The 13,527-nt window shown below is 59.6% G+C and carries 13 protein-coding genes; 6 read left to right on the forward strand and 7 right to left on the reverse strand.

Translation table 11 applies throughout. The annotated features are described in order from the left end of the window. Positions 1-184 precede the first annotated feature (184 nt). The 3 genes from CKW21_RS11450 to CKW21_RS11460 form a co-directional block, all read right to left on the reverse strand. The gene (locus CKW21_RS11450; RefSeq protein ID WP_095194078.1) at positions 185-478 is read right to left on the reverse strand and encodes an antibiotic biosynthesis monooxygenase family protein; all 294 of its coding nucleotides are present in this window, start codon (positions 476-478) and stop codon (positions 185-187) included. 124 nt (positions 479-602) lie between these two features. After that, positions 603-2,036 carry a PLP-dependent aminotransferase family protein gene (locus tag CKW21_RS11455; protein WP_095194079.1) on the reverse strand — a complete coding sequence of 478 codons (1,434 nt, stop codon included), beginning with the start codon at positions 2,034-2,036 and terminating at the stop codon, positions 603-605. 377 nt (positions 2,037-2,413) lie between these two features. Next, the gene (locus tag CKW21_RS11460; RefSeq protein WP_095194080.1) at positions 2,414-2,611 is read right to left on the reverse strand and encodes a hypothetical protein; all 198 of its coding nucleotides are present in this window, start codon (positions 2,609-2,611) and stop codon (positions 2,414-2,416) included. Positions 2,612-2,912: 301 nt separating this feature from the next. Here CKW21_RS11460 and CKW21_RS11465 point away from each other — a divergent pair, with 301 nt between their 5' ends. From CKW21_RS11465 to CKW21_RS11480, 4 genes are all read left to right on the forward strand, one after another. Beyond that, a complete protein-coding gene (locus CKW21_RS11465; RefSeq protein ID WP_095194081.1) occupies positions 2,913-3,353 on the forward strand; it encodes a carboxymuconolactone decarboxylase family protein in 441 nt (146 codons plus the stop codon). 183 nt (positions 3,354-3,536) lie between these two features. Further along, positions 3,537-4,517 (forward strand): LysR family transcriptional regulator, encoded by a 981-nt coding sequence (locus tag CKW21_RS11470; protein WP_095194082.1) that lies wholly within the window; start codon positions 3,537-3,539, stop codon positions 4,515-4,517. 173 nt (positions 4,518-4,690) lie between these two features. Beyond that, a complete protein-coding gene (locus CKW21_RS11475; RefSeq protein WP_095194083.1) occupies positions 4,691-5,206 on the forward strand; it encodes a GNAT family N-acetyltransferase in 516 nt (171 codons plus the stop codon). 88 nt (positions 5,207-5,294) lie between these two features. Continuing rightward, complete coding sequence (locus tag CKW21_RS11480; RefSeq protein ID WP_095194084.1) at positions 5,295-5,789, forward strand: hypothetical protein; 495 nt, start codon at positions 5,295-5,297, stop codon at positions 5,787-5,789. Between the two features lie 139 nt (positions 5,790-5,928). Here CKW21_RS11480 and CKW21_RS11485 read toward each other — a convergent pair whose 3' ends face one another. Beyond that, positions 5,929-6,150 (reverse strand): CcoQ/FixQ family Cbb3-type cytochrome c oxidase assembly chaperone, encoded by a 222-nt coding sequence (locus CKW21_RS11485; protein ID WP_095194085.1) that lies wholly within the window; start codon positions 6,148-6,150, stop codon positions 5,929-5,931. Continuing rightward, a complete protein-coding gene (ccoN, locus tag CKW21_RS11490; protein WP_095194086.1) occupies positions 6,150-7,577 on the reverse strand; it encodes a cytochrome-c oxidase, cbb3-type subunit I in 1,428 nt (475 codons plus the stop codon). Before ccoN ends, CKW21_RS11485 begins: the two co-directional genes overlap by 1 nt. 394 nt (positions 7,578-7,971) lie before the next feature. Between ccoN and CKW21_RS11500 the strand changes: the two genes are divergently transcribed. Together CKW21_RS11500 and CKW21_RS11505 are read left to right on the forward strand one after the other, a co-directional pair. Further along, on the forward strand, positions 7,972-9,645 hold the full coding sequence (locus CKW21_RS11500) for a nitrite/sulfite reductase (RefSeq protein WP_095194087.1): 1,674 nt from the start codon (positions 7,972-7,974) through the stop codon (positions 9,643-9,645). After that, the gene (locus CKW21_RS11505; protein ID WP_095194088.1) at positions 9,642-10,121 is read left to right on the forward strand and encodes a DUF934 domain-containing protein; all 480 of its coding nucleotides are present in this window, start codon (positions 9,642-9,644) and stop codon (positions 10,119-10,121) included. Before CKW21_RS11500 ends, CKW21_RS11505 begins: the two co-directional genes overlap by 4 nt. A 77-nt stretch (positions 10,122-10,198) precedes the next feature. Here CKW21_RS11505 and CKW21_RS11510 read toward each other — a convergent pair whose 3' ends face one another. Together CKW21_RS11510 and CKW21_RS11515 are read right to left on the reverse strand one after the other, a co-directional pair. Beyond that, positions 10,199-10,699, reverse strand: coding sequence for a hypothetical protein (locus tag CKW21_RS11510; protein WP_095194089.1), 501 nt, complete (start codon positions 10,697-10,699; stop codon positions 10,199-10,201). 264 nt (positions 10,700-10,963) lie between these two features. Beyond that, complete coding sequence (locus CKW21_RS11515) at positions 10,964-13,336, reverse strand: tetratricopeptide repeat protein (protein WP_095194090.1); 2,373 nt, start codon at positions 13,334-13,336, stop codon at positions 10,964-10,966. Positions 13,337-13,527 lie beyond the last annotated feature (191 nt).

Raw genomic sequence — 13,527 nt, forward strand, 5'->3', positions numbered from 1 at the left:
GGCCCCCAAACAGATCATCTGTGCAGCAATGCGCAAGCTCCTACATTTTGTCTACGCCGTTCTTAAATCGGGCCAGCCATTTGACCCGAATTTTGCGCTTGCCCGATGAGGGACAAGACGGTATCTACAGAGGTACCCATACTCTGCGGGAACGGCCAAAAGGCTGCGATCTTTAATCGTTTTTCTATCGGATCGGAAAGCTGTTGAAGTCGACGGCGTTGGCCAACTGGCAATCGATCAGGTCGATAAACCCTTGCACTTCAGGGCTGCTGAAATGCGATTGCATCGCCGCTTCCGATTGCCAGTGGGCACTGACGGTCCAGCGGTTACTGTCCTCAGGGCAGCGGTCGACCATATAGGAATCACAGCCCGGTAGTTCGCGCAGGGTGTCGACAATCTTTTGCAGTTGCTTACCCAGTTCTTCCGAGCGGCCGGCAACGGCCTGCACCTTTACGGTATTGATCACTTTGTAGGACATTGGCTCACACTCCTGAATCAGGCCGGACGAATCCTGCTCATTGAGGGATTACGCCTATGCAGGATAGGCCTGCACCCCCGGACCACCAATAGCCAATCGCCGGATAAAGCCGCAGTCCAATCCATCAGGCAACTTGTTGCAAAATGTCTCTCAGACGATCCAGGGCGATGTCGATATCCAGGGTCTCGATGGCGCCGAAACCCAGGAAGAACCCGGCTTGCGGTGTTTGTTGGTAGTAAAAACTGTCGATGGCATAGAGCCCGACTTCCACCTTCTTAGCCAGCTCGATCACCAGTGGCACGTCGATTGGTACTTTGCACATCACCACCATGTGGAAACCGGCCATGGTCGGCACGGCCTCCAGCCATGGCGAGAGATCGCCGGCCATGCGCGCTAGGATCCGGTCGCGCCGGCCCGCATAGATCGTATGGCAGCGTCGAATGTGCTTGAGCAGGCAGCCTTCGGCGATGAATTTGGCCAGCGCCCACTGGGGCAGGGTGGAGGTGTGCAGGTCGGTCAGCTGCTTGGCGCGGACCACCGCCTCGAGAATCGCCGGCGGCAGGATCGCGTAACCCAGGCGCAGCTCCGGCAGCAGGGTTTTCGAAAAGGTCCCGACGTAGGCGACGATCCCGCGCTGATCCATGTTTTGCAGCGAATCGGTTGGCCGACCTTCATAGCGAAATTCGCTGTCATAGTCGTCCTCGATGATGATGGCGCCCAGTTCATGGGCCTTGGCCAGCAGCGCTACCCGTCGTTCCTGGCTCATGGGCATGCCCAAGGGGAACTGGTGCGAAGGGGTGACGTAAATCAGCCGCGTGCCGAGGGGGATCTTGTCCACCTGGATGCCCTCGGCATCCACCGGAACGCCGATGACCGTGGCACCGTGGGTGCCGAACAACAGGCGTGCCGGCGGATAGCCGGGGTCTTCCATGGCCACGATGCTGCCGGGCCGCGTGAGCACCCGGGCGATCAGGTCCAGCGCCTGTTGCGCCCCGTTGCACACCACCACGTCGTCATCCTGGCAATTGACCCCGCGGGAAAACGCAATGTGCCGGGCGATGGCATTACGCAGCGCCGGCAAACCTTCGGGCAGGCTGTAGAGGCCCTTGGATGCGGCGATCTGGCGCAAGGCATGGGAGGTGCAGCGGCGCCAGTCATCCTGGGGAAACTGGCCCTTGCTGGTGGCGCCGCCGATGAAGTCATAACGCAGCGAGCCTTCCAGGGTCGGGTGGCGCAGAAACACCGGCAGATTGCGCCAGGACTCGATCACCTCGAACCCGGCCAGCTCGGTATGGCTTTGCTTGCGCTCGATTTTTGAAGCCCGGGCATTGACGTAGGTGCCTTTGCCGATCACCCCGGTGAGGAAGTTTTCGTAGGTCAGCTGGGCGTAGGTATCGGAAATGGTCTTGCGCGAGATGCCCAACTGCTCGGCCAGCAAGCGGCTCGGCGGGAGCTGCGTCCCTGCTGCCAGACGACCTGATTCGATGGCGCTGCGCAGTTGGTTGTACAACTGGCCCGCCAGGTCCTTGCGGCCGTTAATGACAACATGTAGTTCCATACCGGCAAGCTCCTGCGACGGGTGATCTGGTTCGCGCTGTACATGGCGCAAGAGTACCCGGATTTGTCGGCAGGGATGAAGTTGCGAAGGGAAAAAACGCTGGATTGGACTAGTGGGCAATGGTCTGCCCGGAAATCGCAGAATTGGCTATCGATTGATCGGATAATCGCCGTTAGTCTGTCGCCCTCTTTGAAGCTGTCGAGTTTGCTCGATATCTTCGGGTGACAAGTTTTGGTGTTGCTCCGCCACAAGCCTTGCAATGATTATTGCAGGGCTTTCTTTGTTGCTTGAATACTATTATTTTAGATACTCATCCTTGCAGAGATATTTGTCTTGCAAGGATGAGTCAGTGCAACAGCCATTGGTAATTCAGCACTTCAGCTGGATTTGGCGGGCTTGGTTTCTGCACGTTCAGCGGTGTTCTGATTGTCGTTTTGAATCCGTTCGTTTTGCGCTGCGACCTGCTGGGCACGGGCATTGGCGCGTTCGATCAAGCGGTCGCTGCCACCTTCGGCGAAGGAGAGGCCAGAGAACGCTGCGCACAACAGGCTGCCGACGATAACTATATTTTTCATGATGTTTACCTTTTGAAGTGAAGTTGCAAGTGTCTGGATGACGGCGCCAGTTTAGTGAGCGAATCGAACGATAGAAAATATCCAATTTTGAACTTAACGTGGTGACCAATGTGTTGTTGGAAGTTCAATGGGCCAGTGCGTTAAAGCCTGTTGTCGGTATTTGAAAGCAGGGTGTGGAGTCCTGTGTTTTTTCAATGACCGATCGTGGTAAGTGGTCCACCGTTTTTTCGCATAATTGGATCTGGCATCGCCCGGTGTGTGTGCCAATCTTGAAACATTCACCTGATTGAAAAGGCCTGCCATGAACCCTCGACTGGATTACTACAGCGCTTCACCCAAGGCGATGAAAGCAATGATCGCCATGGAGGCTCTGACCAGCAGCCTGAGCATCGAGCCGGCGCTGTTGCACTTGATCAAGATCCGCGCGTCGCAGCTCAACGGCTGCGCGTTCTGCACCGACATGCACTCGGTGGATGCCCGGCGCCTGGGCGAGACCGATCGGCGCCTGTATTCCATTGTGGTCTGGCGCGACAGCAACTTCTTCAACCCGCGCGAGCGTGCAGCCCTGGCCTGGACCGAGGCCGTGACGCTGCTGTCGAAAAGCCATGTGCCGGATGATGTCTACGAGGAGGCCCGGGGCCAATTCAGCGAAGGCGAACTGGTGGACCTGACCATCGCGGTCACCACCATCAACAGCTGGAACCGCCTGGCCGTTAGCTTTCGACAAAGTCCCAGTACCTGATCTCAAGGGCACGCGTCCCTCTGCTCGCGATGGACGTCAACGATAACGCGCCCGGTCTGAATGATCGCGTTGTCTGGGTATCCATCGCGAGCAGAGCTCGCTCCTACAGGTGTGTTGTCACACCCGCTTCATGATCGATGCGCAGGATGGAGCTCCCATAGATAGACCGACAGGGAGTCATCGATGTCATTCTTGGAAGCTTCCGGTCATCGGCGTATGGCCGAGTACCGCGTCCCCCTTGATAAAACTCCATCCTGGCGCCTCCGCGCGGCACAGATCGATCCGGTGCTGGCGCAGAGTTTCAGCGTCAGTGCCCGTTGCGGCTGCTTCATGCAGGCGGCCCGCCGCCTCAACATCAAGGCCACCCTCTTGCGCAAGCAGTTGGCGCAGCTGGAAGCCCAGTTGCAGTGTTCATTGTTCAGCCCCTCGGACAATGGCCTTGTCCTCAGTCGTGACGGGTTGCAATTGCAGTCGCAGTTGATTGCGCTGGCCCACGAACGTGACCTGCCGGTGATCCAGCAACCGTTGGTGCGCCTGGCTATCGCCGAGTCGATCCTGCACGACATTCTCGGGCGCGATCTGGTGGCATTGCTGCGACGCAATGCCAGCGTCCGCCTGGACATCATCACCCTGGACAGCGAACTGACCCTGCAAGCAGTCACGGCCGATGTGGTGGTGTGGCTGGCCGGCACCGATTCGCCGCTGCCCGGTCCGAGTTTCGCCACCAGTGAGCCCCGGGCCCTGGCGCAACTCGACTACCTGCCGCACATCGCCAAGCGCTATTCACGGGTCGCCTCGCGCCCCGACAGCCTCGAGGATCTGGCCGACTTTATGTTGGTGCAATGGCAGCATGATCGTCAGGTCGACAGTTTTCGGCCATGGAACAATCTGGTGGACCAGCGCCTGGCCGGGGTCGTGCAGTTGCATTCCTATGAGCTGATGCTGGAGATGATCCGCTGCAGCGCGTGCATTGGCTTGTTGCCCGGCTACATGAGCCGCTTCGATCGCGGGTTGACCGGTTTGCCGGAGCTGTTCGGTCAAGCGATGCAGCGCCAGGTGTGGATGGCGGTGAATGCCGGGTCGGAGGGCGAGGAGCAGGTGCAGATGCTGGTGGAGTTGATCCATAACACCTTCAGCGAACGTCGGGAGTGGTTCGAGGGTTGACTCATCTCAAACTGTGGGAGCGAGCCTGCTCGCGAAAGCGTCATGTCAGTCAATACGAGTGTTGAATGTGATGGCCTCTTCGCGAGCAGGCTCGCTCCCACAAGGATTCTCGCCAGCAGGGATGGTAGCGTTGTAGAGTGAACCGTCATGTCTGCCTCAAGGATGAATCACCCATGCCCGTCACTGAATCGCTCATCACTCTCGAACGCCTCAAGGAATCCCACCTCGAAGGCATCACCGCGCTCTACCGTGAGCCGGTGGTTGTCCGTCAGACGCTGCAAATGCCGTTTTTGTCCCCCGATATCTGGCGCAAACGCCTGGCGTCGGACGACGAGCGGGTGATGCAACTGGTGGCGCTGCACCAGGGGGCGGTTGTCGGCAACATCACCCTGGAACAGTTTTCCCGTATCCGCCGCAGCCATGCCGGCAGCTTCGGCATGGGCGTGGCGCGTGAATGGCAGGGCAAAGGCGTGGGTTCAAAGCTGCTGGCGGCGGCACTGGACATCGCCGACAACTGGATGAACCTGCGCCGCGTCGAACTGACCGTTTACGCTGACAACGAAGCCGCCATCGGCCTGTATCGCAAATTCGGTTTCGAAACCGAAGGGCTGCTGCGCGATTACGGGTTCCGCGACGGCCAGTGGGTCGATGTCTTGAGCATGGCGCGCCTGCGTCGCATGCCCGGCTAGAGACCTCCCGGCGTTTAGTCGTACGCCGGCAGCGCGCATCTGCCATGCTGGATATCCGTAGCACCGCTTCAACCAAAGGAACACCGCAATGGACGATGTACAGCAACTGGGCGAGATGCTTCGTCACTACGCAGAAAGCGAAGCGCACAAGAAGCAGGTATTCGAGTCGCAATCGGCCGTTTGGGCGACGCGCATCGGTGAACTGTTCGACCAGATCCAGCAGTGGCTGGAGCCGGTCAAGGCACCGAATCTGCTGGAGGTGAGCCGCGAGCAGTACGTTGCCTTCGGGCCAAGCGTTCCGGTGGAGGCGTCGACGTTCAAAACCGAGAAATTATCCATTGTGATTGCCGGCAAGCCGGTGGAATTCGTGCCGGATGTGATGGGCGTGGGCGGTCAGATTTCCCTGGCGGTCATGGGCTTTACCGCTGCGCGCTATGGCAGCGTTTCGCTGGTCTGCCTGCCACCTTCCAATGATTGGCAGTGGCGCAAGACCAACGGTTTGAAAGACCCGGATACCTTTGCGTTCGATGCGAACTTTTTGGCGCAACAGCTGCAGAGCCTGATTCCCCGCGAGCGCAGCTGAAGCCTTGGCTTGACGCATGTCCCTGTAGGAGCGAGCTTGCTCGCGATGGACGTCAACGATAACGCGTGCTGTCTGATTGATTGCGTTGTCCTGACGTTTTTCGCGAGCAAGCTCGCTCCTACAGGGGATGGGTGGCGCATCAGATTTCGAGGTTTCCCCAACCCGACTTCACCTCTTCCGGTGCCACGGCGTTGATGATTTTGCCAGTAGCCGCTTCCACCCGCCGCGCCACCTCCGGATCATCGGCAAACGGAATCAAACTGGCATCCTCGAGACTCTCGGCAGTCTGGTGTCTCAAGTAATATTCCACCGCCAGCCACAGGCTCACCGCTCCCAGAATATTCAGCGCGATTTCGATCATCAGGCTATCTGCGCCTCAAGTTCTGCCATTTTCAGGTCTGACACCCGAACCGTCCGCCACACGTTGTAAGCCATCAGCAACATGCCGCCGAGGAAGAACACGCCCCCGGCAAAGCGCACCACGAACCCCGGATGGCTGGCCTGCAAGGCTTCGACGAAGGAGTAGGTCAATGTGCCGTCGTCGTTGATCGCGCGCCACATCAGGCCCTGGGTGATGCCATTGACCCACATCGAAGCGATGTACAGCACCGTGCCGATGGTCGCCAGCCAGAAGTGCAGGTTGATCAGCGGCGTGCTGTGCATCTGCTCACGGCCGAAGACTTTCGGCACCATGTGATAGGTCGCGCCAAAGGTAATCATCGCCACCCAACCCAATGCCCCGGCATGTACGTGGCCGATGGTCCAGTCGGTGTAGTGGGAGAGGGCGTTGACGGTCTTGATCGCCATCATCGGCCCTTCGAAGGTCGACATGCCGTAGAAGGCCAGCGACAGCACCAGAAAGCGCAGGATCGGGTCGGTGCGCAATTTATGCCAGGCGCCCGACAGAGTCATCATGCCGTTGATCATGCCGCCCCAGCTCGGTGCCAGCAGGATCAGCGACATGGCCATGCCCAGCGACTGCGCCCAGTCCGGTAGCGCGGTGTAGTGCAGGTGGTGGGGACCTGCCCAGATGTACAGGGTGATCAGCGCCCAGAAGTGCACGATGGACAAACGATAGGAGTACACCGGGCGGCCGACCTGTTTCGGCACGAAGTAATACATCATCCCGAGGAAACCGGTGGTCAGGAAAAAGCCCACGGCGTTGTGGCCGTACCACCACTGCACCATGGCATCGGTGGCCCCGGAATACACCGGATAGGACTTGAACCAGCTCACCGGGATCGACAGGTGGTTGACCACGTGCAACATGGCGATGACGACGATGAACGCGCCGAAGAACCAGTTGCCGACGTAGATGTGCTTGGTCTTGCGCTGCACCAAGGTGGTGAAGAACACGATGGCGTAGGCCACCCAGACCACGGTCATCCACACCGCGCCGGAGAATTCGATCTCGGCGTATTCCTTGGTGGTGGTGTAACCCAGCGGCAGGCTGATCAGCATCACCACGATCACCGACTGCCAGCCCCAGAACGTGAAGGCGGCGAGTTTGTCCGAGAACAGCCGCACCTGACAGGTACGCTGCACCGCGTAATAACTGGCGGCGAATTGCGCGCTGCCGGCGAAACCGAAAATCACCAGGCTGGTGTGCAGCGGACGCAAGCGGCCGAAACTGGTCCACGGCAGGTCGAGGTTCATCTCGGGCCATACCAGCTGCGAGGCGATCCACACGCCCATCGCCATTCCCACGACGCCCCAGAATACGGTCGCCACGACGAATTGGCGGACGACCTTGTAGTTATAGGTCTGTCCGTTAGTTGTTGTGCTCATGCTCAATGCTTCCACGGTTGCAAAGTCGGGCAACTGTAAAAACATCGGCAAATCCAAAACAGACTCAGGAAAAACTGATTTATGCGGATCAGATCGGAAGTAGCCAAGGCTGGGCTGGTTGGCCTCTGATACGGTTTTTTTGAAAACAGCTGAATCTGTAATGCAGATCAGCGCGGGTTCATAGTCACATCCTCGAGAACGAGCCGAATTGTCTGATGCCATCGGCCTGAGCGCAGACCTTGTGGGAGCGAGCCTGCTCGCGAAGAGGCCGGCACATTCACCATCAATGTCGCCTGACACTCCGCCTTCGCGAGCAGGCTCGCTCCCACAAGGTTTCCACCTTGAGCGACTGGGATCAGCCACAGAGCCCGATCAACCCTGATGAGGTAGCCAGATGTATCAGTACGACGACTATGACCGGGCGCTGGTGTTCGAGCGGGTTGCGCAGTTTCGCGATCAGGTCGAACGCTTCATGGCCGGCGAGCTGAGCGAGGAAGAGTTCCTGCCGTTGCGCCTGCAAAATGGCCTGTACATGCAAAAACACGCCTACATGCTGCGAGTGGCGATTCCCTACGGCACGCTGAGTGCCCGGCAGATGCGAACCCTGGCGAGCATCGCCCGGGATTACGATCGCGGCTACGGCCACTTCACCACCCGGCAGAACATGCAGTTCAACTGGATCGAACTGGCCCAGGTGCCGGACATCCTCGAACGCCTGGCCGCGGTGGAAATGCATGCGATCCAGACCTCCGGCAACTGCGTGCGCAACATCACCACCGAAGCTTTTGCCGGGGTCGCCGCCGACGAAATGATCGACCCACGACCGCTGGCGGAGATCCTGCGGCAGTGGTCGACCATCAACCCGGAATTCCTGTTTCTGCCGCGCAAGTTCAAGATCGCCATCTGCTCGGCCGAGCAGGATCGGGCGGCGATCATGATGCATGACATCGGCCTCTATCTTTACCCCGGCGAAGACGGGCAAATGCTGCTGCGGGTGATTGTCGGCGGTGGGTTGGGGCGTACGCCGATTCTCGGTTTGCAGATCCGCGACGGCTTGCCGTGGCAGCACCTGCTGTCCTACGTCGAGGCGGTGTTGCGCGTGTACAACCGCCATGGCCGGCGGGACAACAAGTACAAGGCGCGGATCAAGATCCTGGTCAAAGCCCTGGGTATCGACGCTTTCGCCCGGGAAGTGGAGGAGGAGTGGCAGTACCTCAAGGATGGCCCGGCGCAACTGACCCTCGATGAGTTCGAGCGCGTGGCCAGTGCCTTCGTCGCGCCGGATTATCGTACGCTGGCAGACACCAACCTTGATTTCGGCACACATCTGGCCGAGAACCCGGCATTCGCGCGCTGGGTAATGCGTAATGTGCAACCGCACAAAGTGTCGGGCTACGCCAGCGTGGTGCTGTCGACCAAACCCGGCATTGCCGCGCCACCGGGCGATGTCACCGACACGCAGATGGACGCCGTGGCTGAGTGGTCCGAGCGCTTCGGCTTCGGCGAAATCCGTATCGCCCATGAACAGAATATCGTCCTGCCGGACGTGCCCAAGGCCGACCTGTATGCGTTGTGGCGCCTGGCCTGCGAACACAATCTGGGCAGCGCCAATGTCGGCTTGCTGACCGATATCATCGCCTGCCCCGGTGGTGACTTCTGTGCGCTGGCCAACGCCAAGTCGATTCCCATCGCCCAGGCCATCCAGGCACGCTTCGAAGATCTCGATTACCTGCACGACCTGGGTGATATCAGCCTCAATATCTCCGGTTGCATGAATGCCTGCGGTCATCACCACATCGGCAACATCGGCATCCTCGGGGTCGATAAGAACGGCAGCGAGTGGTACCAGATCACCCTCGGTGGCGCCCAGGGCAAGAACAGCGCATTGGGCAAGGTTATTGGCCCGTCTTTCAGCGCCGTTGAAGTGCCCGATGTCATCGAGCGCATCATCGAGACCTTCGTGCGTTACCGCGAGAGCGAGGAGTTGTTCGTCGACACCTTCCATCGCATCGGCCTGGAGCCGTTCAAGGAGACGGTGTACCCGAAGGTGCTGGAGGTGTCGGCATGAATAATCTGTTGCGACTGGAGGAGGGCGTGGCGCGGATTGACGCGGATGATCCCTGGGCACTGGTCAGGGAGCCCGATACCGGGTTACCGGCCGGTGCGCTGATTCTGCCGCTGGCCCGGTGGCTGGAAAACCCGCAGCAAAACGCGGTGTGGCTGGGGCCGGACGATGAAGTGGAAAGCCTCAAGCCTTGGTTTGCCCAACTGCCGTTAATCGCCCTGGACTTCCCGAGTTTTCGCGATGGGCGCGCGTACAGCCAGGCGTATCTGCTGCGTACGCGATTGGGCTGGACCGGCGAATTGCGCGCCATCGGTGATGTATTGCGCGATCAACTCAGCCACATGCGTCAGTGCGGTTTCGACAGCTTCGCAGTGCGTGAAGACAAATCCGCGGAGGATGCGCTGAAAGGGTTGGCGGGGATGAGTGTGTTGTACGGGCGGTCGGTGATTGAACCGCGACCGTTGTTTCGGCGGCGCTAAGCACCAAAAACGCAAAAGATCGCAGCATTCGACAGCTCTGTGTAGGCGCTGCCGAAGGCTGCGATCTCTTGGTTTTATCAGTTGATGCGAACCAGCGCCGCGCGATCGCTTGGCGACACTTGATCGATTTCCAGCAGGGTCAGGTTCTTCGGCGCTTCACCGGCCAGTGGGCTGCCGAGGTTTCCTGCGGCGTCAGCCGGAAGCTTGTACATCGCACCTGTCATCGGATCGACGACCAGCATGCCAATCAGACCGCCGAACAAAATGTTGCCCCAGTACCAGCCGCTCATGCTGGTATCCAGTTTTGCGGTGGTATCGGCATAGCCTTCTTTTTTGAAGGTAATGGTGTAGGTCTCGCCTTTGAAGTAGCCACGACCCGAAGGCAGCGTCACGGAGTTGGGCGTGGAACCGCTATGAACGACGACACCGTCCTTGTTCTGGACCGTGAAGTTGGCACCACTCGGGGTGCTCGATACGTTTACAGGGTACTTGCTGTCCCCGACGATGCTTGCGCAGCCGGAAGTCAGGAGGGTGGCGGTCAGGGCTGTAACGGTGAAAAACTTGCGCAGAACTACCATTTTTTTCCTTGCGACTGGACTGTGCCGTCATTGGCCGAGGCGTGCTTCATGCAGGCCTCGAGGTGGATACTTGGGGTGATGTTAACGCGGCAGGCACTTTGCCAGTAGTGGCTATATGGTGTCACCAAAAATCGAAAGAATTTTTACATTCCTGTAGGAGCGAGCTTGCTCGCGATGGGCGTCAACGATTATGCGGTCAGCCTGACGAAACACGGCGCCCTGACTTCCATCGCGGGCAAGCTCGCACCTACAACGTGCAGGGACTCACTTCAACGCCGGATCGCCCCTGTTGATTTTCTTCCAGCCCTGCAGCAGCACCTGCGCCTTGGGTTCCTGCCCGTTGTCGAGGTAGTACTGGATCAGCGACAGCCGCGCATTGCGGTTGGCCGGCTGCTCCTTCAACAGCCTTTCCAGCTCTGCGCAGGCGTCATCGACCTTGCCGCTGTCATGCAGCGCCACCGCGAGCACGTAGCCGTATTGCGCGGTTTGCGGCTCCAGTTGCGCGGCTTTGCGCAGGAACGGCATGGCTTGCCCGGACTTGCCGGCACGCACCAGCGACAGGCCCTGAGTGTGTTGCAGCAGCGCAACGTCCGGGTGGTCCTTCAGGCTTTGCGCGAGCAGTGCCTGGGCCTCCTGGCTGCGGCCATTGGCTTCCAGCCATTGCACCAGCGTCACCCGCGCCGGATGAAAGTCCGGATCACGCTGGAGCGCGGTGCGCAGCAGGCCTTCGACCTCGCCACCGCGGCCGCTGGCCTGGTACAACATCGCCAGGTTGAGGTTGGCTTCGGCGCGTTCGGCCAGGCTCCTTTGCACCGCTTCGTACTCGGCAATGGCGGCATTCCAGGCGTCCTGGGCGCTGCCCAGACCGTTGCGCGCCACGCTGAGCACGTCCCGCGCCGCGGCAATGCGTACGGCTTTTACTGGATCGCTCAGTACCGGCGCCAACAGCGGTGCACGCTCGGCCGGCGGCAGGAAGGCGCTGATTGCCCGCACGGCGCTTTCTCGCACTTGCGGTGCCGGATGACTCAAGTCCTTTGTCGCCAGTTTCAGCGCCTGTTCGCTGGGGTACAGCGGCAACTCGGCCAGCAGGCTCGCCCGTTGAATCGCCGGCAGGTTGCTGCGTTGCAATTGCTCGTACAGGGCTTGCGCCGCGCCGGGCTGACCGTTGCGGATCAGCCACAGGCTTTCGTCGTAACGTGGCGCTTGCGCCGTGCCGGCGTTGGCGGTGTTCCACAGCTTGAACTGTTCTGTGACCTTGTCGCCGGCCTTGCCCTGGTGGCAGGTCAGGCAGGCGTCCGGCGTGCCGAGTCTTTGCGCGCGTTCGGGGTTGGGGATGCTGAAGCTGTGGTCATGCCTGAAGTCGTTGCCCATGTAGAACTTGCCGGGCATATGGCAATCCACACACTGCGAACCCGGTTGGCCCGGGGTGTGGCGGGTGTGTTCGATGGCGTCATAGTTCTTCGCTTGCAGGCCCTTGCCGTCGATGCCTTCCACGGAGGTCTTGCCCGCGGAGTTGTGGCATTGCAGGCAGACGCCGTTGTCCGGTGCCTTCAGTTCGGTACTGTGGGGGTTATGGCAATTGCTGCACCGCACACCCTTGTCGAACATTTTGCTTTGGGCAAAGGAGCCGTGTTCGAACACTTCATCCTTGATCTTGCCGTCCAGGGCGTACAGCTCGCGGGTCAGGGTACTCGGCAGGTAATCGTCCATCAGGCGCTTGCCGACGGTGAAACCATCGCCCAGCGGCGCGCGGCGGGCGTGGCAGCGGGCACAGGTTTCGATTTCGACGGTGGTGTTTTTATCCTTGAGGTCGACGGCGAAACCGGCGTGGATCAGCTCGGTTTTCTTCGCCGTCCATTCGAGGTGATCGGAGGCCGGGCCATGGCAGGCCTGACAGCCGACACCGAGGCTGTTCCACTGACTGTCGAAGGTATTTTTCGCCGCATCGAAATTGCGCTTGTAACCGGTGGTGTGGCATTCGACGCACATGAAGTTGGCATTCTGACTCGGTTTGCTCCAGTGCAACGGGTCCTTGAAGGTCACGCCCTGGCCCGGGTAGAGATGAAACCAGCGCTGCTTCTCGGTATCCCAGGCCACACCCAGGGCTTGCAAGCGTCCGTCGCCGACTGCAATCAGGTATTGCTGCAACGGCGCGATGCCAAAGGTGTAGGCGACCTTGAAATCGGCATTCTTGCCGTCGATGCCAGGGGTGTTGACCCAGAAGCCGTCGTCCTTGCGCGAGAAACGGGTGGTTTCGTTCTCCGCCTTGAAGGTGACGTTGTTGAAGTCGCCGAGCATCGTTTCGGCGTTGGCCTCCTGCATCGCCAATTGGTGATGGGAGCCTTGCCAGTCCTTGACCTGGGCGTCGTGGCAGCCCTGACATTGCTGCTCATCGACCATTTTTGGCGGCGCCATTCCCGGCACAGGGGCAACCGGTCGTGGCTTGATGGGTTGAACGACAGGCGTACTGACCGGCGCATAAGTCACGGGCGCCGGGTGACTGCCGAACAGAAACCAGCCGATGCCCGTGACAGCGAGGAGAAGGATGCCAATGGTGACGGGGAACAGGTAACGGTTAATCAGGGTCGGTTGCGAATCAGGTTTTGCGGTTACCGCTTTATTTTTATCTTTCGGCATTGCGACTTCCGTAGTCCGGTTGCGTTTGCCGTCAGGCGCGCGTACATGCTCGATGCAGCTTTGCCGGATGGTCGGCGTCTGTCAAATCACGCTTGTGATGTGCTCAGTTGCATTAGATGAATATTGTGTTTTTCGCGAGCGCCGGGCTCTTTATTGGCTATACCTGTAACACCTCTGTTCCTAACCGTAGT

This window comes from Pseudomonas sp. Irchel 3A7 (genome assembly GCF_900187565.1).
In the GTDB taxonomy this organism is placed as follows: domain Bacteria; phylum Pseudomonadota; class Gammaproteobacteria; order Pseudomonadales; family Pseudomonadaceae; genus Aquipseudomonas.